We start from the raw sequence: 18,607 nt of genomic DNA on the forward strand, positions 1-18,607 counted from the left end.
AGCGCGAGCGCTATAATCCATACAAGTTCGCAAATTCTACCGCCAAAATCCATACAAGAAGTTGAATCGTCCGGCCCCGACTGCATTCCCTCTCGCCGGAAGCGGCAGAAAACCCATACATAAAGAAAAGCCATGGCTCTCTCGCGTCGCCTGAAAAAAGCCAACACGTCGTGGGTGCGGCCGCTGACCGCGGGCTCGGGCTCCCGGTACCAGCAGATCGCCACGCAAATCGAGACTGCGGTGGAGGACGGTGTTCTTCGGCCCGGCGACCGGCTGCCCCCGCAGCGCGAACTGGCCCAGACCTTGGGCGTCGACCTGACGACCGTCACGCGCGCGTACACGGAAGTGCGCCAGAAGGGGATTCTGGAAGCGCAGGGAGCGGGCGGGACGTACGTGTCCTATTCGGGATTGGAGGCGGGCGGGACGATCGATCTGGGCATGAACATCCCGCCATTGCTTGGCAGTGCAGCGTTTGCAGATCTGCTTGCGCAAGGCAGCGTCGCCACCCAGGCGGCCGCAAGCGCGATGGATCTGATGAGCTACCACGTGGGCGCCGGCGCCAACCGGCATCGTGCGGTAGCCGCGACGTGGCTGCGGCCGATGACGGGCGACACGGATAGCGAGCGGATCGTGGTCTGCCCGGGCGCGCAAACCGCGATCGCGGCGCTGCTGCTGTCCAAGAGCCAATCGGGCGACGCCATTGCGTGCGATGCATTGACCTACCCGGGCTTTCTGGCCGCGGCCCGCCTGCTCCAGCGCTCGGCCGTTGGCGTGAAGTCAGATGAATTCGGCATGGACCCCGCCGACCTCGAGCGCGTGTGCGAACGGCATCGTCCCGCCATGCTGTATTTGAATCCGACGGTCCAGAACCCGACAGCGATCACGCTGTCCACGGAACGTCGAACGGCATTGCTGCGCGTCGCGGCCAAACATGCGCTGCCGGTCATTGAAGACGATCCGTACTGGCTGTTGGCCGAGCATGCGCCCAGCACGATGTTTTCCCTGGCGGCCAACACGTCTTCGGCGCCGGTGTATTACGTGTCGACGCTGTCCAAATGCATCGCGCCCGGCCTTCGAACCGCTTATCTTGTCGTGCCTGCCGGCGAGCCGTTGAGTCCGGTGCTGGATGCCCTGCGTTCGCTGGCGCTGATGCCCACGCCCTGGATGACGGAGATGGCGACGACGTTGATCGAGTCGGGCGCTGCCGTTCACTGGCTGGCGCAGGTCAGGAGCGAGCTGCAGCATCGCCAGGCCGTGGCGGCATCGATCCTGCCGGGCAAGATCCAGGCTGACCCGAATGGGCTGCACCTGTGGCTTGAATTGCCGCGTCATATCGACTGCTACCGGCTCAAGCAGACGGCGCTGGCGCAAGGGGTGAGCGTTACTGATTCGGCGTCATTTTCCACGGAGGCGTCCAGCCCCTTGGCGCTTCGTGTGTCGTTGGGCGGGGCGATTGACCGGACGCGTCTGACGCACGGTCTGACCCGGTTGGCGGAGCTGCTCAAGAGCGATGTTGCGGCGTCGGTTTCTCGGGTTTGATTTGCTTGGGTGCCGGGTCTTGCGCGTCGACGTCGAAGTGCCGGGAGACCTGGCGACGCCGAGCGCGTCAGAACGCTTCTCCCTGGCGCACCGCCAGCGCAGCCGCCGCCGCGCGCGTTTCCACGCCCAGTTTGACGTAGATGTGTTCCAGATGTTTATTCACCGTTCGTGGCGACATGCCCAGAATCTCGGCGATGTCCCGATTCGTTTTTCCCTTGGCCAGCCAGCGCAGCACATCGGCCTCTCGCGGCGTCAGGCCGTAGGCCGTGGCCAACGGCGCCGTCTCCTGCAACAGCAGCAACGTTTCGCCGCTGCGCCGTGAGGCCGACAGGCTCAAGGTCAGGCGCCCTCGCGCGCTGACCAGCACCAAGGGCTCGGCCGCCGGACCGGCCGTCAGGTTGCGCGCCACCCAGTCCGCCAGGGGCGCGGGCAGCTCTGACGCATCCTCGGCGCAGCCAAAGTACGCCGACAACCAGATCCGCGCCTTGCCCGTCTTCCAGATCGGCTGCCCGCTCGCATCCAGCGCCACCACGGCGCGAGCGGCCGCATCGATCGCGTCAAAGGCGGCCGACAGGCTGCGCGCATTGCGCAGATGCGTTCGCAGCCGGGCCACCACCACGTCCGGGTCCAGCGGCTTGGTCACATAGTCGACGCCGCCGACGCGAAACGCCTTCAACACGTGCTCGGGCTCGGTCAAGCCCGTCATGAACACCACGGGCACGTCTCCCGCCGCGGGGTGCGCTTTCAAGCGGGCGCAGGTCTCGAAGCCGTCCATGCCCGGCATCACCGCATCGAGCAGCACGATATCCGGCACCACGAAATCCACCCGTTCGATCGCCGACTGGCCGTCGATTGCCACCAGCACCTGATAGCCCGCCGCATCCAGTGCGGTGGACAGCATTTTCAGATTGTCTGGCGCGTCATCGACCAGCATGACGAGGTTCTTATCGGGCGTGGGCATGGTGACGCTGCACATGGTGTTTAAGCACCTGATTGAATTCACTCAGTTGAAACTCGCCTGCCAGCGCCCGCAGATGCGCCGTCAATTCGCGCGTTTCGGCGCGGCGGCCCCGTATTTCTTCCAGCTTGGCCTGGATACCCTTGATGTAGCCCATGGCCCCCAGTTCCAGCAGCGCCTCCGCATCCTCGCGTTCCAGCGCCACCCGATGCAGGTCACCCGCGGGCATCGCCGCTTCGACCGGCGCCACTTGCCAGTCCAGCTTGAGCAGGCGGCCCAGATGATTCAGCAAATCCTCGACCATCACCGGCTTGGCAATGAAGGCGTTGTGCCCGCTCTGTGCCGGGTCTTTCGGGTCCAGCCCCAGGATGTTGGCCGACAGCATCACGATGGGCACGGCCACGCCTTCATCGCGCAGGCGCCGCACAACTTCCCATCCGGTCATGTCCGGCATCGAGACGTCCATCAGTATCAGCGCAGGCCGCAACGTGTGCACGCAGGCAAGGCACGCGGCGCCATGCGGCGCTTCGTGAACCTCAAAGCCCAGCGGCTCGAGCAGGTCGCGAACCAGGTGCCGCTGCGAGGGCTGGTCATCCACCGTCAGGATCCTCAGGCGCTCGCCGCGGTAGCCCACCACCAGCCCGGACGGCCGGGCGTCGCTGCGCGGCGAGCGCACTTCCGGCAGGAACAGTTTCAGCGTAAACACACTGCCGCGGCCGACGACGCTGCGCACTGTCAGCTCCCCGCCCATGATGCCGGTCAGCATGCGGCAGATGGTCAGCCCCAGGCCCGTGCCGGAATCGGCCTGTTCGACCCCCGCCCAGCTGCGCTCGAAGGGCAGAAAGATGCGTTCGAGATCCTCGGCCGGTATGCCTCGGCCGGTGTCCTCCACTTCGAACAACACCATATCCGCGGCCGACTTGACGCGCATCGACACCTGTCCCGCCGAGGTGAACTTCAGCGCGTTGCTCAACAGGTTGATCAGAATCTGCCGCAGCCGCTTTTCGTCGATATGCACGATGGCGGGAAGTTCGGCCGCTTCATAGCAGAAGGCCAGTCCCTTGAGCGTGCTTTGCGGTCTGAACATCTGCACGATCTGCTCCAGAAACTCGGGCAGGCGCAGCTCGCTGTTCTCGAGCCTGAGCCGGCCCGCCTCGATGCGCGCGATGTCCAGCAGACCGTCGATAAGACCGATCAAATGCTTGCCGCTGCGATGAATCACGTCGATCGCCTCGCGCCGCGCCGGTGGCAAGCTCGGGTCGCGCTGCAGAATCTGTGCGTAACCCAGAATGCTGTTCAACGGCGCGCGCAGCTCGTGGCTCATCCCCCCCATGAATCGGCTTTTGGCAAGATTGGCGCTTTCGGCCGCTTCCTTGGCCTGTTGCAACTGCGCGTCAGTCTGCTTGTGCGCCTGGATCTCGCGCAGCAGCAGATGGGTCTGGCGATCCGATTCCTCTTGCGCCACGCGCCGGCTTTCGTGCGCCAGCACCAGCCACCAGGCCGCCACGCCGCCGATCAGCAGCAACGCGGCATACAGCTTCAGGAAGGTTGGCCGCAAACCCGAGGGGTCCAGCCCGCCCCGCATGTGACTGGCGTACTCCTGGTAGTAGATCAGGCCCAGAATGCCGGCCAGCAGTGCGCCCATCCCCATCACAATCAGGAGGTAGTGGCCCAGGCGGCTATGCAAGAGCGGTGTGACCCGCGCCGGCAACACCCGGGCGAGGACCGCCTGCACCTGATCCTTCAAGCGTCCCTGCTGCTTGCAGCGATCCTGGCAGCGGGCGTCCAGCGTGCAGCACAAGGAACAGATGGACCCGTTGTAGGCCGGGCAATGCGCCATGTCCGGCTGTTCGAAACGGTTGGCGCAGATCACGCAGACATGATCGGAACCCGCGACATCGACCGGCGTGCGCGCCAGGTTGTAGCGGCCCTGCGTGCGCCAGGCGATGACCGGCGCGCAGACAAAGGCCGCCAGCAAGGCGACGAACGGCGACAAGGCCTGCGCCAGCGCGCCCGCCGTGCCCGGGAACACGCCGGCAAAGGCCAGCAAGCCCAGTGTCATGGCGATCAGCATGCTGCCCACGCCCACCGGATTGATGTCATACAGATAGGCGCGGCGGAATTCGATCCGGGCCGGCGACAGCCCCAGGGGCTTGTTGATCACCAGATCGGCCACCAGCGCCCCTATCCAGGCCAGCGCAACGTGCGAGAACACTGCCAGCACGTGCTCCAGCGCGCCGAACACGCCCATCTCCATCAGGACCACTGAGATCAGCACGTTGAACACCAGCCACACCACCCGCCCGGGATGGCTATGCGTGATGCGGGCAAAGAAGTTGGACCAGGCCAGCGAGCCGGCATACGCATTGGTCACATTGATCTTGACCTGCGAGATCACCACGAAGGCCGTTACCAAGGCCAGCGCCAGCCCGGGATGGCTGACGACATAGGTATAGGCCGCCAGATACATATGCGTGGGGTCGCCCGCCTTGTCGGGCGGCGTGCCCAGGGACAGGGCCAGCCAGGCCAGAAAGGCCCCGCCCAGGATCTTGGCCGCGCCGGGCACGATCCAGCCGGGACCCGCGCAGACCAGGGCGAGCCACCAGCGCGTGCGGTTGGCGGCCGTGCGTTCGGGCAGAAAACGCAGAAAGTCGACTTGCTCGCCGATCTGCGTGACCAGCGAGGCGGCCACCGCAACGGCAGAACCAAACATCAGCAGATTGAAATTGCCGCCCCGGCCGTCGTAGCCCGGAAACCGCAGGAACTCCTGCAATGTCCCGGGATCGCGCCAGGCGATGAACGCATAGGGCAAGAGCAGCAGCACCAGCCAGATCGGCTGCGTCCAGGATTGCAGCCGGCTGATGAAGGTAATGCCATAAGCCACCATGGGCAGGATGACGACGGCGCACAAGAGGTAGCCGATGGACAGCGGCAGGCCGGTCGCCAGCTCGATGGCCAGCGCCATGATGGCCGCCTCCAGCGCGAAGAAGATGAAGGTGAAGGAGGCGTAGATCAGCGAGGTAATGGTCGAGCCGATGTAGCCAAAGCCGGCCCCTCGCGTCAGCAGATCCATGTCCAGACCATGGCGCGCCGCGTAGTAGGCGATCGGCAACCCGGTCAGGAAGGTGACGATCGCCACGGCGATGATGGCCCAGAACGCATTGACGAAGCCGTAGTTCAGCGCCAGCGCGCCGCCGATGGCTTCCAGCGCCAGGAACGACACGGCGCCCAGCGCGGTATTGGCGACCCGTAATTCGGACCACTTGCGAAACGACACGGGCGTGAAACGCAGCGCATAGTCTTCCAGCGTCTCATTGGCGACCCAGGTGTTGTAGTCGCGACGGATCTTGACGATGCGTTGGGGCGCGCTGGCAGACAAATCGGGCTCCGCGGAAGGTGGGGATACGTCATTGAACGTAGGTGCCGTTGTAACGCCCGGGGGGCGGCGGTGGCTCTACGTCAATCAACGTATGTTGCAGTGCGTCATAGGCTCCTAGTATGCCCTCACCCTCCGGGCTGCGGCATGTGCCGCGCATGCTCGGTTTCCCTGGTCGTGATCCATTGAGGAGTCATCGATGTCTGGCAAAACCCCTTTTGATAATGCCCCGGAGCTGCCCTCGCGCCGGCGCCTGGCCCTGGCTTTTGCCTCCCTGCCGCTGCTGGGCATACCGGCGCTGTCGCGGGCCGCTGCGCCGGCCACTTCGGCCATCAACACCACCGGCCTGGCCATTACCGACACCGAAGTCACGGTGGGCCAATTGCACTCGGCGACCGGCACCATGGCCATCAGCGAGACGGGGTCGATTCAATCCGAGCGCCTGGCGATCGAGCAAATCAATGCGATGGGCGGCATTCTGGGCCGCAAGATCAAGATCATCCAGGAAGACGGCGCCTCGGACTGGCCGACGTTTGCCGAAAAGGCCCGCAAACTGCTGGTCAGCGACAAGGTCGCCACGGTGTTCGGCTGCTGGACCTCGGCGTCGCGCAAGGCGGTCCTGCCGGTGTTCGAGAAAGAAAACGGCCTGCTCTACTACCCGACGTTTTATGAAGGCCTGGAGCAGTCCAAGAACGTGTTCTATACCGGGCAGGAGGCCACGCAGCAGATCCTGTCCAGCCTGGACTGGCTGGCGCGCGAGAAGAAGGCGCGTTCCTTCTACCTGATCGGCTCTGACTACATCTGGCCCCGCACGTCCAACAAGATCGCCCGCAAGCACATCGAGAACGTGCTCAAGGGCGAGGTGGTCGGCGAGGAATACTACCCGCTGGGCCACACGCAGTTCGGCTCGCTGATCAACAAGATCAAGCTGAAAAAGCCCGACGTGGTGTTCGCCGTGGTGGTGGGCGGCAGCAATGTGTCGTTCTACAAGCAGCTCAAGGCGGCGGGCGTCACGAGCGGCAAGCAAAAGCTCCTGACCATCTCGGTGACCGAGGATGAACTGCTGGGCATCGGCGGTGAAAACGCCGAGGGCTTCTGGTCCTGCATGAAGTATTTCCAGAGCCTGGACAACGCCAACAACAAGAAGTTCGTCGAAGCCTTCAAGGCCAGGTATGGCGCCGACGCCGTGATCGGCGATGTGACCCAGGCGGCCTATCTGGGACCCTGGCTGTGGAAGATGGCGGTGGAGAAGGCGGGCAGCTTCGATGTCGACAAGGTGGTCGCCGCGTCGGCCGGCCTGGAATTCAAGGAAGCGCCCGAAGGCTACGTCAAGATCGACCCCAACCACCACCTGTGGAGCAAGACCCGCATCGGCCAGATTCGCAAGGACGGCCAGTTCGACGTGATCTTCGAGACCCCGGAGCTCATCAAGCCCGATCCCTTCCCCAAGGGTTATCAGTAATCACGTCGATCCGGGCGCCGCGCGCGACGCCCTTTCCACTGCCGGGAGCCATCCATGGAATCCTTCTCCGATCTTGGGGCCATCCTGCTGATGCAGGGCTTTAATGGTTTATCGGTCTTCAGCGTGTTGTTGCTGATGGCCCTGGGCCTGGCGATCATCTTTGGCCAGATGGGCGTCATCAACATGGCCCATGGCGAGTTCCTGGCGGTGGGCGCCTATTGCACCTATCTCTGTTCCGAACTGGTCCAGCAGTACGCGCCCGGCCTGATGCCGGCCTACTTCTTTGTCGCCATTCTGCTGGCCTTTGCGGTGACCTTCAGCCTGGGCTGGCTGACCGAGTGGATGATGATCCGTCATCTGTACCGCAGGCCGCTGGACACGCTGCTGGCGACCTGGGGCTTGTCGCTGGTGCTGCAGCAGACCCTGCGTTCGCTGTTCGGTCCGCGTGAAGTCAGCCCGACGCTGCCCGATTGGCTGATGGGCTCCTGGCAGCCGCTGGACGGCGTGGACATCCCGATCAATGGCCTGTTCGTCATGTCGATCAGCATCGTGCTGACTGGCGCGCTGCTTCTGGCGTTGTTCCGGTCGACCTGGGGCCTGCATGTGCGCGCCACGGTGCAGAACCGCGCCATGAGCGGCGCGGTGGGCATCGATACGAAGCGCGTGGACCGCGTGACGTTCTCGCTGGGTTGCGGGATTGCCGGCATTGCCGGCGCCGCGTTCACGACCATCGGTTCCACCGGCCCGACCAGCGGCTCGCTCTACATCGTCGATACGTTCCTGACGGTGGTGTTTGGCGGCGCGGCCAGCTTGTTCGGCACCATCGCGTCGGCCTTCGTCATCGCGCAGACGCAATCGATCTCGGAGTTCTTCATGACCGGTTCGATGGCCAAAGTGCTGACGTTGTCGGCCATCGTGATCATTCTGATGCTGCGCCCGCAAGGCCTGTTCAGCATCAAGGTACGCAGGTAGGGGGCGCATCATGCAGAAATTCTTTCACAACGTGATCGGCGGGCGCGAAGGGCTTGCAGGGCTGGCCATTCTGGCGCTGCTGCTGTTCGTGGTGTTTCCGCTGGCGCTGGACGTCTTCCGGCTCAATCTGATCGGCAAGTACCTGTCTTATGCCTTCGTCGCGCTGGGCCTGGTGCTGTGCTGGGGCTATGGCGGCATCCTGAGCCTGGGCCAGGGGGTGTTCTTCGGGCTGGGCGGCTATTGCATGGCGATGTTTCTGAAGTTGGAAGCCTCGACACCGGAGGCCACCAAGATCCAGTCCACGCCCGGTATTCCGGATTTCATGGATTGGAACCAGCTGACGTCGCTGCCCTGGTTCTGGGTGCCCTTCAAGAGCTTCTGGTTCACCTTGATGGCAGTGCCGGTGCTGCCCTGCCTGCTGGCGTTGATTCTGGGCGCGGCCATGTTCAAGCGCCGCGTGGGCGACACCTATTTCGCCATCGTGACGCAGGCCGTGGCCCTGATCCTGTCGGTGCTCATCATCGGCCAGCAGGGCTGGACGGGCGGCGTCAATGGCATCACCGATCTGAAGACGTTGCTGGGCTGGGATATCCGCACGGACAGCGCCCGGCTGGTGCTGTACTTCATCAACGGCGTGCTGCTGTTCGCGTGCATCCTGTTCGGCCGATACCTGCTGTCGTCCAAACTGGGCAAGCTTCTGATGGCCATGCGCGACAAAGAGGAACGCGTGCGCTTCTCGGGCTATGACGTCGCCAGCTTCAAGGTCTTCGTGTTCTGCGTGGCCGCCGTGTTCTCGGCGATCGGCGGGGCCATGTTCACCTTGCAGGTCGGCTTCATGTCGCCTTCCTTCGTGGGGATCGTGCCTTCCATTGAAATGGTCATCTTTGCCGCGGTCGGCGGCCGCCTGTCCTTGTTGGGCGCGGTCTACGGCACGCTGCTGGTCAACTTCGGCAAGAGCTATTTCTCCGAGAGTTTTCCGCAGCTCTGGCTGTTCCTGATGGGCGGGCTGTTCATTGCGGTCGTGATGGCGTTTCCCAACGGACTGGCCGGTCTGTATCACCAATACACCCAGAAGCGCATGGCGCGCAAAGCATCGCGCCAGCAGGCGGATGGCGCCGCGGAGGCAGCATGAACCCGTCAGAATTCGCGTTGTACATCGAAGGCCTGACCGTGTCGTTCAACGGCTTCGTCGCGGTCAACGACCTCAACCTGTATGTCGATCAGGGAGAACTGCGCGTGGTCATCGGCCCCAATGGTGCCGGCAAGACCACGCTGCTGGATCTTATCTGCGGCCGCACCAAGGCGACCGCGGGCTCGATCCGATTCAAGGATACCGAGCTGACCGGGCTGGCGGAGTACGAAATCGTGCGCGCCGGCGTGGGCCGCAAATTCCAGACGCCCTCCATCTACGAAACCCTGTCTGTTCGCGAGAATCTGGAAGTCTCGTTTCCGGCCGGGCGCAGCGTGCTGGGCGCGCTGACCTTCAGGCGCAGCGCGGCCGTGATCGAGCGCGTGGAACAGGTGGCCGAAGAGATATTTCTTGCCGACCAGCTCGACCGATCGGCGGAGCTGCTGTCGCACGGCCAGAAGCAATGGCTGGAGATCGGCATGCTGCTGATGCAGGAGCCCGAGCTGATGATGCTGGACGAACCCGTGGCCGGCATGAGCGTGTCCGAGCGCGAACGCACGGCCGAACTGCTCAATCGAATCAGCCGGAATCGATCGCTCATCGTGATCGAGCATGACATGGAGTTCGTCAAGAACATCGCGCACAAGGTCACGGTGCTGCACCAGGGCCGTGTGCTGGCCGAGGGCAGCATGGACAAGGTGCAGTCCGATCCGCGCGTGGTTGAAGTCTATCTCGGCCACTAAGGCCAGGAGGCAATATGTTCAATATCGCTGGCCTGGTGTCGGGCTATGGGCAAAGCAAAGTCATCCACGGTGTCGACCTGGCCGTGGCCCCCGGTGAAATCGTCGCCGTGATGGGGCGAAACGGCATGGGCAAGACCACGCTATTCAAGACCATGATGGGGATGCTGCCCACCATGCAGGGCTCGATCTCGCTCGATGGCAAGGCGCTCGAACGCCTGGAGAGCCATCAGCGCGTGCGCAGCGGCGTGGCCTATGTGCCGCAAGGCCGCATGATCTTCCCGACGCTCACTGTCGAGGAAAACATCCGTACCGGCATGCGCGGGCGGGCACTGCGCAACTCCATTCCGGAGGACATCTACGCGCTGTTTCCGGTGTTGCACGAGATGCGCGGCCGGCGGGGCGGCGATCTGTCAGGCGGGCAGCAACAGCAGCTTGCCATCGCGCGCGCCCTGGTCACCAACCCCCGCGTGCTGCTGCTGGACGAGCCCACCGAGGGCATACAGCCGTCCATCATCAAGGACATCGCCCGCAGCCTGCTGGAGATCCGCAAATTGCGCAGCCTGGCCATTGTGGTGTCCGAACAAGTCTTGAGTTTCACCATGCAGATCGCCGACCGGCTCATCGTGATCGACAAGGGCCGCTTCGTGCACGAAGACCCGCGCGGGCGCGTGGACGAAAAGACGATCAGCAAATACCTGTCTGTCTGAAGCCGTTGTCCATCCAAAAGGAGCATGACATGCCTGAAACCCTGATCAAGGTCGACCTGGCCCAATCCCCCTACGAAAACGAAGGCGTGCACAATCGCTGGCATCCCGATATTCCCATGGCGACGTGGGTCCGGCCGGGCGATGATTTCGTGCTCGAAACCTACGACTGGACCGGCGGCGCGATCAAGAACGATGACGATGCCTCCGATGTGCGCGACGTGGACCTGTCCACGGTGCACTTTCTGTCGGGCCCGGTCGGCGTCGAAGGCGCCGAGCCCGGTGACTTGCTGGTGGTGGATCTGCTGGATATCGGCGCCAAGCAGGAAAGCCTGTGGGGCTTCAATGGCTTTTTCAGCAAGAACAATGGCGGCGGCTTTCTGACCGAACACTTCCCGTCGGCGCAAAAGTCGATCTGGGAGTTTGAAGGCATGTTCACGACCTCGCGCCATATCCCGGGCGTGCGTTTCGCTGGCCTGATTCATCCGGGCCTGATCGGCTGCCTGCCGGATCAGGCGCTGCTGGACAAGTGGAATGAGCGCGAACAGAAGCTGATAGACAGCGATCCCGATCGCGTGCCGCCGCTGGCCAATCCCCCCGCGCCCAAGACGGCGCACATGGGCAAGCTCAAGGGCGCCGAGCGGGATCGTGCCGCCGCCACAGGCGCGCGTACTGTGCCGCCGCGCGAGCACGGCGGCAATTGCGATATCAAGGACCTGTCGCGCGGATCCCGGGTGTTCTTTCCGGTCTACGTCAAAGGTGGCGGCCTGTCGGTGGGCGATCTGCACTTCTCGCAGGGCGATGGCGAGATCACCTTCTGCGGCGCCATCGAAATGGCGGGTTGGGTGCACATGCGGGTGTCGCTCATCAAGGGCGGCATGGCCAAGTACGGCATTCGCAACCCCATCTTCAAACCCAGCCCCATCACGCCCAACTACAAGGACTACCTGATCTTCGAAGGCATTTCGGTCGACGAAGGCGGCAAGCAGCACTATCTGGACGTGCACATCGCCTATCGCCAGGCCTGCCTGAACGCCATTGAATATCTGAAGAAGTTTGGCTATTCGGGCGCGCAGGCGTATTCGATATTGGGCACGGCGCCGGTGCAGGGCCACATCAGCGGCGTGGTGGACATTCCCAATGCGTGCGCGACGTTGTGGCTGCCGACCGAGATCTTCGATATCGACATCCAGCCCAATGCGCTGGGCGACGTGCCGCAGATCAAGCGCGGCATGGACATGCCCATCGCCGAAGACCTTTAAGGAGCCCGCATGCCGCTCTATGACTATCGTTGCCAGGACTGCGGCGAGTTCTCGGCTCTGAAGCCGTTATCGCAATGGCGTGACCTTGCGTCCTGCCCCGATTGCGGCATCTCCTGCGAGCGCTTCGTCAGCGGCGCACCCGCGGTCTCGGCGCTGTCCTCGGCGATGAACCGCGCCCGCGCCGCCAACGAACGCGCCGCCCATGAACCCCGCAGCACGCGGGGGGGCCACGGCATGGGGTGCGGTTGTTGCTCAGGCGCGAAAGCCGCGGGTCGGACGCGCCAGACCGCGGACGGCGGCAAAACTTTCGCTGGCGCCCGGCCTTGGATGATCAGCCACTGAAGACGGATGGCAAGGCAAACCGGGGCTGGCCTTGCCACGCCCCGCCCTCACAGCGTCGACCTCTGCCCCGGCAACCACAGCGCCAGTTGCGGCACGGCCGAATTGAGAGAGTTTTGTTATTACGGGTAATCCCGGCATCGCTCGCGGCTTGACAGGTTGGTTGTAGTGAGCAACATTATGGTTGTGCAATACAACCTAACGGACGCGCCATGCAGATGCCCGCCAAATCAATCGACGAAATCCGGTCCGCATCGCGCACCATCGTGCGCGAACTGGGCTTCATGCGGCCGACGCTGGCGGGCACCGCCTACTCCGCCTCGGCCGTGCACGCGTTGCTGGAAATCGATGCCCAAGGCGGGGTGTCGGCGGCCCACCTGGTCACTGCGCTTGGCCTGGAGAAATCCAGCGTGAGCCGCATGCTTTCCAAACTGATCGCGGCCGGGGACATCGCCGAGTCGGCAAGCGCAGAAGATGCGCGTCTGAAGCAGCTGACGCTGACCGGGCAGGGCAAGGCGTTGGTCAAGAAAATTCATGCGTACGGCCGCAATCAGGTCACCTCGGCAATGGCGCACTTGAATCCCTCGCAACAGCAGGCGGTCGCGCAGGGGTTGTCGGAATATGCCAGGGCGCTCAAGGCGAGCCGCGGGGCGCAAGCCGCAGCGGCCCGCGATACGGTGCAGATCGTGCCCGGCTATCGGCCCGGTCTGGTGGGACGCGTGGCCGAGATGCATGCCGCCTTCTATTCGCGGCACTCGGGCTTTGGCCAGTTCTTCGAAAGCCAGGTGGCCACGGGAATCGCCGAGTTCGCGGGGCGGCTCGGCGAGCCATGCAATGGGGTGTGGACGGCGATTCAGAACGACCGGATTGTTGGTTCCATCGCCATAGACGGCCAGGACCTGGGCAACCGCCAGGCGCACCTGCGCTGGTTCATCCTGGATGACGGATGCCGGGGCAGCGGGACCGGCCGAAAGCTGATCGAGGCGGCGCTGGACTTCTGTGACCGGTTCGGTTTCTCCGAGTGCCAGCTCTGGACCTTCAAGGGCCTGGACGCGGCGCGCAAGCTCTATGAGTCCGTGGGATTCAAGCTCGTGCATGAGGAAGCGGGCCATCAGTGGGGCAGCATCGTCACCGAGCAGCAGTTCACCCGCGTCAAACCCACGGCCTGATCCCCGCGCGGCCGACCTGTCATGCGCACCGGGCGCACCGCAATCGCCGCCGCCGCGACGGTGGGGATGCTCGTGGGCGCGGCGATGGTTTCCACAAGTGTGGTGTCCAACGCCGTCTCGCCCGCAACACTTGCATTCCTGCGCTATCTGATCGGTGCGGCGGTCCTGCTGTTGCCGTTGGGCCCGGCCGTACGCACGACCTTCACGGCCAAGGATGCAGTTGCCATCGCCACGCTGGGCGTTTTCCAGTTCGCCGTGCTGGTGCTGTTGCTCAACCATGCGCTGTTGACGGTGTCGGCAACCGTGTGCGCGCTGGTGTTTGCCACGATGCCGCTCGTGACGATGTGCCTTGCGGTGATCACCGGCAAGGAGCCATACAGTGGCCGAGGTCTGGTTGGCGTGTGCACCGCGGTGGCTGGCGTTGCGTATCTGCTGCTGTCGCCTTCCGCGTCTGCGGCGGGCGTGGCGCACATCGGCTGGGGGATGGTGGCGCTGGTGTCCGCCACGATCGTCGGGGCCGTGACGAGCATCCTGTACGGCCCCTATCTGCGCCGCTATCCGGCGCTTGCGACCTGCCGGCTCGCGATGGTTTCCGCGGTGGTGTTCCTGCTCGGTTTCTGCGTCCTTACCTCGCAGCCGCTGATTCCCTCGCTGAATCGGCTTCAGTGGGCCAACGTCGTGTTCATTGGCCTATCGAGCGGGGTGGGCTATTTTTGCTGGTTGTGGGCGCTGGGCAGGCTGGCTGCCAGCAAGGTCACGGCCTTTCAAGCCCTGGGTCCGGTGACCGCCGCGCTCATCGAGTCGCTGCTGTCGCAGCGGCTTGCGCCGATGACGGTGCTCGTTGCGCTCGCGATGGTTTGCGCGGGACTGGTCATGGCGACACGAAGGCTTGAGGCGAACTGAACAACCTGTTCTATCTGACGGTGACGGCGGCCGCGCCGCCGTCACCGTGGGACTCGCAGGATGCGCATCATCGCCGCGCACCGTCTGCGACCGGCTGGATCAAGCCGAAAGTTCGTTACGAACCAACGCCGCGCCCGCGCTCAACGCCTTCAGCTTGCCATTGGCCACGGCACGCGGCAGCGGCGCCATGCCGCAGTTGGTGGACGGGTACAGCTTGTCGGCATCCACGAACTTGAGCGCCTGGCGCAGCGTGGCGGCGACTTGCTCGGGGGTTTCGATGGCGTGGTTCGCCACGTCGATGGCGCCGACCATCACCTTCTTGCCGCGGATGAGTTCGATCAGGTCGATGGGCACATGCGAGTTCTGGCATTCCAGCGACACGATGTCGATGCTGGATTTCTGCAGCTTGGGGAACGACTCCTCGTACTGGCGCCATTCGGAGCCCAGCGTCTTCTTCCAGTCGGTGTTGGCCTTGATGCCGTAGCCGTAGCAGATGTGCACGGCGGTTTCGCACTTCAGGCCTTCGATCGCGCGCTCCAGCGTGGCGACGCCCCAGTCGTTCACCTCGTCAAAGAAGACGTTGAAGGCGGGCTCGTCGAACTGGATGATGTCGACGCCGGCAGCTTCCAGTTCGCGCGCTTCCTGGTTGAGGATCTTGGCAAATTCCCAGGCCAGCTTCTCACGACTCTTGTAGTGTGCGTCGTACAGCGTGTCGATCATGGTCATGGGACCGGGCAGCGCCCATTTGATGGGCTGCTTCGTCTGCTGGCGCAGGAATTTGGCGTCTTCGACGAACACGGGCTTCTGCCGGCTGACGGCGCCGACGACGGTGGGGACGCTGGCGTCGTAGCGGTCGCGGATCCGGACGGTCTCGCGCTTTTCGAAGTCAACGCCGTCCAGATGTTCGATGAACGTGGTGACGAAGTGCTGGCGCGTCTGCTCGCCGTCGCTGACGATATCGATGCCGGCCAGCTCCTGTTCTTTCAGGGCCAGGAGCAGCGCATCCCGTTTGCCTTCGGCCAGTTGCTCGTCCTGCAGGCTCCAGGGCGACCAGAGCTTTTCAGGCTGGGCAAGCCAGGACGGTTTGGGCAGGCTGCCGGCAGTCGAGGTGGGCAAGATTTTTTTCATGGCGAAGTGTCCGTCTGTTTTCGGTTTATTGATGGGAGTAGCTGGCAGCCCATTGATCAAGCACGTGCTTGTACGGCTTGATGAAGTGCGCCTCGGCAAACTTGCCCTGCTTGATGGCGAGCTGGCTGCGTTCGACGCGGTCGTACACGATCTGCGTCAGCGAGTAGTCCTGGTTCTTCAGGCTGGGTTGATAGCGCTTTCCAGCCGCGGAATTGGCGTTGTAGATTTCGGGCCGGTAGATGCGCTGGAACGCTTCCATCGTGCTGATCGTGCCAATGAGTTCAAGATTGGTGTAGGCGCCCAAGAGGTCTTCCTGGAAGTAGAACGCCAGCGGCGCCACGCTGTTGGGCGGCATGAAGTAGCGGACCTGCAGGCCCATCTTCTCGAAGTAATGATCGGTCGAGGAGAATTCGCTTTGTTGATATTCCACGCCCAGGATCGGGTGGTGGTTGTCGGTGCGTTGGTAGGTCTTGCTGCTGGAGACGCTGATGCAGATGACCGGCGGCTTCGCAAAGTGCGCCTGGTAGGCCTGCGATTGCACGAAGTGCTTGAAGAGCTTGCCGTGCAGGTCGCCAAAACCTTCCGGCGTGCTGAACGTGGCTTTGTTGTCGTTGAATTCGGGCAGCAGCACGCTGAAGTCGTAGTCGCGCACGTAGGAAGAAAAATTGTTCCCCACGATGCCGTCGATACGCTTGTCCGTTTGCCTGTCGACGATGTTGGTCTTGAGCATTTCGATCAGCGGAAACGCGCTTCCGTCTTGGCCCAGCGTCATCTCGGCGGTGATGATGTCCAGTTCAACGGCGTAGCGGTCGCCCGTGGGGTTGTCCCAATGCGCCAGGTCATTGAAACGGCTGTCGATCATCTTCAGCGTATTGCGCAGGTTTTCCTGGCGGCTGGCGCCTCGGGCCAGGTTCGCGAAGTTGGTCGTGATGCGCGTGCTGTCCGACGGCTGATAGTTCTCATCGAAGCGGATGCTCTTGATGCTGAAGGTGAAGTCGTTGCTCATGGGTGTCGGGTGCCAAAAATGCTGCAATGAACGTGTATTCGTTGCCGGCGCGACCAGCGTGTGCTGTCACGCTGCCTGTTCGGCGATTGGTAAGGGGGGCCTGGCGTCAGGCCGCCAGGACTTCTTCGGCCGCGGCGGCGCGGGCATGCCGCGTCAGTTCGACCAGCGGCAGGGCGCGCTGGACGGCTAGACCGGCCCGCTGGATCAACGCGTCGTTCTGAAGCCGGTAGTCGGCAAAATCCTCGTCGGTCGCGTAGATGCCGAGCGGCAAGGTGCGCGCCTGAAAGAAGCTGAACAACGGCCGCAACTGGTGGTCGATCACCAGCGCATGGCGCTGGCTGCCGCCGGTCGCGGCCAAGAGGACGGGCTTGTCGATCAAGGCGTCCTGATGAATGAAATCGAAGAAGTGCTTGAACAGGCCGGTGTACGAGCCCCGGTAGACGGGCGTTGCCACCACCAGGACATCGGCTTGCTCGACCGCAACCAGCTCGCGCTCGACCGTGTCGGGCAACTGCGAGCGCCAGACCGCGCCGGCAAGCTGCGGCGCCAGCCGGCCCATTTCGACCAGCCGGGGTTCGCAGGGGATTTCGTTGGCGATCAGCGCCAGCAGCTGTTCTGCCAGGGCGGTGGTCTTGGAGGGACGTTGCATGCCGCCGGAAACGGCGACCAGTCGCAGGGGGTGTGTCATCGTTGCTTCCATGGAGCCAATCGGCACGAAAGGGGTCGACTTGCCATGGAACGTGCGCGTTGATCAGGTCAACTTGCGGAACACAGCGGCAAACAAAGAATGCAATGCTAAAGATCAATATCCATGACGTAAAATGGTTTTATTTCACAAATCCATGAATCTGGATCATATAAATGCTTGAGCGCATCCATCTGAGCATCGTGCAGCAGGTCGAGAAACAGGGCTCCTTGACGGCCGCCGCGGGCGTGCTGAACCTGACCCAGTCGGCGCTGAGCCACAGCATGAAAAAGCTGGAGCAGCAGCTGGGCACCGATATCTGGCTGCGCGAAGGAAGACGGCTTCGCCTGACGCAGGCCGGCCAGTATCTGCTGGCAGTGGCGAACCGGGTGTTGCCGCAGCTGGATCTGGCCGAAGAGCGGCTGGGCCAGTTCGCCCAGGGCGAACGCGGCGCGCTGCGCATCGGCATGGAATGCCACCCGTGCTATCAGTGGCTGCTCAAGGTGGTGGCGCCGTATCTGGCGGCGTGGCCGGACGTGGATGTGGACGTGAAGCAGAAGTTTCAGTTTGGCGGGATTGGGGCGCTTTTCGGCTACGAAATCGATCTGCTGGTCACGCCCGACCCGCTGTTCAAGCCGGGGTTGAAGTTTGAACCGGTGTTCGATTACGAGCAGGTGTTGGTGGTGGCCAAGGGCCACCCCTTGGCATCCGTCGCGTACGTCAAGCCCGAGCAACTGACGCAGGAAGTGCTCATCAGCTATCCCGTCGATATCGAGCGGCTGGATATCTACAACCAGTTTCTCTTGAAGGCGGGCGTCACGCCCAAGCGGCACAAGGCGATCGAGACCACCGACATCATGCTGCAGATGGTGGCCAGCGGCCGCGGCGTGGCGGCGCTGCCGCGCTGGCTGGTCGAGGAGTACGCGGTCAAGATGGATCTGGCGCCGGTGCGCTTGGGCCCGCGGGGCGTTGCCAAGCAGATCTTTCTGGGATCGCGCGAGGCCGATGACGCCCTGGATTACCAGCGAGCGTTCATCGAGATGGCGCGTCAGCCTGCGGCTGCTCGTCGCGTGGCATCTGCCGCGGAAACCGGTCGCTGAATCACCCTATTCCTTCGACGATTTGAAGGATTGGTGAGAATTAACGATTCATTAATTCTTCGCCCTCTATAGTCGCGCTCGTCAGCCGGCGCGGGCCCGTTCAGGGTCCAAGCGCTTGTCCAGCGCGAATTG

At 63.4% G+C, this 18,607-nt stretch carries 16 protein-coding genes; 11 read left to right on the forward strand and 5 right to left on the reverse strand.

The features are described 5' to 3' along the window. Window positions 1–132: 132 nt before the first annotated feature. Window positions 133–1,539 carry an aminotransferase-like domain-containing protein gene (locus QEP15_RS01140; protein ID WP_280148326.1) on the forward strand — a complete coding sequence of 469 codons (1,407 nt, stop codon included), beginning with the start codon at window positions 133–135 and terminating at the stop codon, window positions 1,537–1,539. Between the two features lie 67 nt (window positions 1,540–1,606). Here the strand turns inward: QEP15_RS01140 and QEP15_RS01145 are convergent, their stop codons facing one another. Together QEP15_RS01145 and QEP15_RS01150 are read right to left on the reverse strand one after the other, a co-directional pair. Continuing rightward, complete coding sequence (locus QEP15_RS01145) at window positions 1,607–2,500, reverse strand: response regulator (RefSeq protein ID WP_254607183.1); 894 nt, start codon at window positions 2,498–2,500, stop codon at window positions 1,607–1,609. Then, window positions 2,484–5,876 carry a hybrid sensor histidine kinase/response regulator gene (locus QEP15_RS01150; RefSeq protein ID WP_152383163.1) on the reverse strand — a complete coding sequence of 1,131 codons (3,393 nt, stop codon included), beginning with the start codon at window positions 5,874–5,876 and terminating at the stop codon, window positions 2,484–2,486. Before QEP15_RS01150 ends, QEP15_RS01145 begins: the two co-directional genes overlap by 17 nt. Window positions 5,877–6,072: 196 nt before the next feature. Between QEP15_RS01150 and urtA the strand changes: the two genes are divergently transcribed. From urtA to QEP15_RS01195, 9 genes are all read left to right on the forward strand, one after another. Further along, window positions 6,073–7,335 (forward strand): urea ABC transporter substrate-binding protein, encoded by a 1,263-nt coding sequence (gene urtA / locus QEP15_RS01155; RefSeq protein WP_056320636.1) that lies wholly within the window; start codon window positions 6,073–6,075, stop codon window positions 7,333–7,335. 54 nt (window positions 7,336–7,389) lie between these two features. Further along, window positions 7,390–8,307: an urea ABC transporter permease subunit UrtB gene (gene urtB, locus QEP15_RS01160; protein WP_152383165.1), complete on the forward strand. Its 918-nt coding sequence runs from the start codon at window positions 7,390–7,392 to the stop codon at window positions 8,305–8,307. 10 nt (window positions 8,308–8,317) lie between these two features. Next, the gene (urtC, locus tag QEP15_RS01165; protein ID WP_280148327.1) at window positions 8,318–9,439 is read left to right on the forward strand and encodes an urea ABC transporter permease subunit UrtC; all 1,122 of its coding nucleotides are present in this window, start codon (window positions 8,318–8,320) and stop codon (window positions 9,437–9,439) included. Continuing rightward, complete coding sequence (urtD, locus tag QEP15_RS01170; RefSeq protein ID WP_108696590.1) at window positions 9,436–10,179, forward strand: urea ABC transporter ATP-binding protein UrtD; 744 nt, start codon at window positions 9,436–9,438, stop codon at window positions 10,177–10,179. The genes urtC and urtD overlap by 4 nt, the downstream gene beginning before the upstream one ends. A gap of 14 nt (window positions 10,180–10,193) precedes the next feature. Next, entirely contained in the window at window positions 10,194–10,886 is a 693-nt protein-coding gene (gene urtE / locus QEP15_RS01175) for an urea ABC transporter ATP-binding subunit UrtE (RefSeq protein WP_280148328.1), read from the forward strand. Window positions 10,887–10,915: 29 nt separating this feature from the next. After that, entirely contained in the window at window positions 10,916–12,145 is a 1,230-nt protein-coding gene (gene fmdA / locus QEP15_RS01180) for a formamidase (RefSeq protein ID WP_152383168.1), read from the forward strand. 9 nt (window positions 12,146–12,154) lie between these two features. Further along, window positions 12,155–12,487: a zinc ribbon domain-containing protein gene (locus tag QEP15_RS01185; RefSeq protein WP_152383169.1), complete on the forward strand. Its 333-nt coding sequence runs from the start codon at window positions 12,155–12,157 to the stop codon at window positions 12,485–12,487. Window positions 12,488–12,696: 209 nt separating this feature from the next. Then, window positions 12,697–13,653 (forward strand): bifunctional helix-turn-helix transcriptional regulator/GNAT family N-acetyltransferase, encoded by a 957-nt coding sequence (locus QEP15_RS01190; protein WP_376750969.1) that lies wholly within the window; start codon window positions 12,697–12,699, stop codon window positions 13,651–13,653. A gap of 21 nt (window positions 13,654–13,674) precedes the next feature. Continuing rightward, a complete protein-coding gene (locus QEP15_RS01195; protein WP_280148330.1) occupies window positions 13,675–14,556 on the forward strand; it encodes a DMT family transporter in 882 nt (293 codons plus the stop codon). Window positions 14,557–14,655: 99 nt separating this feature from the next. Here QEP15_RS01195 and QEP15_RS01200 read toward each other — a convergent pair whose 3' ends face one another. From QEP15_RS01200 to msuE, 3 genes are all read right to left on the reverse strand, one after another. Continuing rightward, window positions 14,656–15,684 carry a methionine synthase gene (locus QEP15_RS01200; RefSeq protein ID WP_280148331.1) on the reverse strand — a complete coding sequence of 343 codons (1,029 nt, stop codon included), beginning with the start codon at window positions 15,682–15,684 and terminating at the stop codon, window positions 14,656–14,658. Window positions 15,685–15,709: 25 nt separating this feature from the next. Next, entirely contained in the window at window positions 15,710–16,690 is a 981-nt protein-coding gene (locus QEP15_RS01205) for a DUF1852 domain-containing protein (RefSeq protein ID WP_152383172.1), read from the reverse strand. Between the two features lie 106 nt (window positions 16,691–16,796). Beyond that, the gene (gene msuE / locus QEP15_RS01210; RefSeq protein WP_056320695.1) at window positions 16,797–17,378 is read right to left on the reverse strand and encodes an FMN reductase; all 582 of its coding nucleotides are present in this window, start codon (window positions 17,376–17,378) and stop codon (window positions 16,797–16,799) included. 173 nt (window positions 17,379–17,551) lie between these two features. Here msuE and QEP15_RS01215 point away from each other — a divergent pair, with 173 nt between their 5' ends. After that, entirely contained in the window at window positions 17,552–18,475 is a 924-nt protein-coding gene (locus QEP15_RS01215; RefSeq protein WP_280148332.1) for a LysR family transcriptional regulator, read from the forward strand. Window positions 18,476–18,607: the final 132 nt, after the last annotated feature.

This window comes from Achromobacter mucicolens (genome assembly GCF_029866465.1).
Classification (GTDB): Bacteria; Pseudomonadota; Gammaproteobacteria; order Burkholderiales; family Burkholderiaceae_B; genus Achromobacter; species Achromobacter mucicolens.

What these genes read in the sequence shown, in the direction of transcription:
- urtB (WP_152383165.1), top strand. Translation starts at nt 7,390, where the DNA reads ATGGAATCCTTCTCCGATCTTGGGGCCATCCTGCTGATGCAGGGCTTT.
- fmdA (WP_152383168.1), top strand. Translation starts at nt 10,916, where the DNA reads ATGCCTGAAACCCTGATCAAGGTCGACCTGGCCCAATCCCCCTACGAA.
- QEP15_RS01145 (WP_254607183.1), bottom strand. Translation starts at nt 2,500, where the DNA reads ATGCCCACGCCCGATAAGAACCTCGTCATGCTGGTCGATGACGCGCCA.
- QEP15_RS01190 (WP_376750969.1), top strand. Translation starts at nt 12,697, where the DNA reads ATGCAGATGCCCGCCAAATCAATCGACGAAATCCGGTCCGCATCGCGC.
- QEP15_RS01200 (WP_280148331.1), bottom strand. Translation starts at nt 15,684, where the DNA reads ATGAAAAAAATCTTGCCCACCTCGACTGCCGGCAGCCTGCCCAAACCG.
- urtC (WP_280148327.1), top strand. Translation starts at nt 8,318, where the DNA reads ATGCAGAAATTCTTTCACAACGTGATCGGCGGGCGCGAAGGGCTTGCA.
- msuE (WP_056320695.1), bottom strand. Translation starts at nt 17,378, where the DNA reads ATGACACACCCCCTGCGACTGGTCGCCGTTTCCGGCGGCATGCAACGT.
- QEP15_RS01185 (WP_152383169.1), top strand. Translation starts at nt 12,155, where the DNA reads ATGCCGCTCTATGACTATCGTTGCCAGGACTGCGGCGAGTTCTCGGCT.
- QEP15_RS01140 (WP_280148326.1), top strand. Translation starts at nt 133, where the DNA reads ATGGCTCTCTCGCGTCGCCTGAAAAAAGCCAACACGTCGTGGGTGCGG.
- urtE (WP_280148328.1), top strand. Translation starts at nt 10,194, where the DNA reads ATGTTCAATATCGCTGGCCTGGTGTCGGGCTATGGGCAAAGCAAAGTC.
- urtA (WP_056320636.1), top strand. Translation starts at nt 6,073, where the DNA reads ATGTCTGGCAAAACCCCTTTTGATAATGCCCCGGAGCTGCCCTCGCGC.
- urtD (WP_108696590.1), top strand. Translation starts at nt 9,436, where the DNA reads ATGAACCCGTCAGAATTCGCGTTGTACATCGAAGGCCTGACCGTGTCG.
- QEP15_RS01195 (WP_280148330.1), top strand. Translation starts at nt 13,675, where the DNA reads ATGCGCACCGGGCGCACCGCAATCGCCGCCGCCGCGACGGTGGGGATG.
- QEP15_RS01205 (WP_152383172.1), bottom strand. Translation starts at nt 16,690, where the DNA reads ATGAGCAACGACTTCACCTTCAGCATCAAGAGCATCCGCTTCGATGAG.
- QEP15_RS01215 (WP_280148332.1), top strand. Translation starts at nt 17,552, where the DNA reads ATGCTTGAGCGCATCCATCTGAGCATCGTGCAGCAGGTCGAGAAACAG.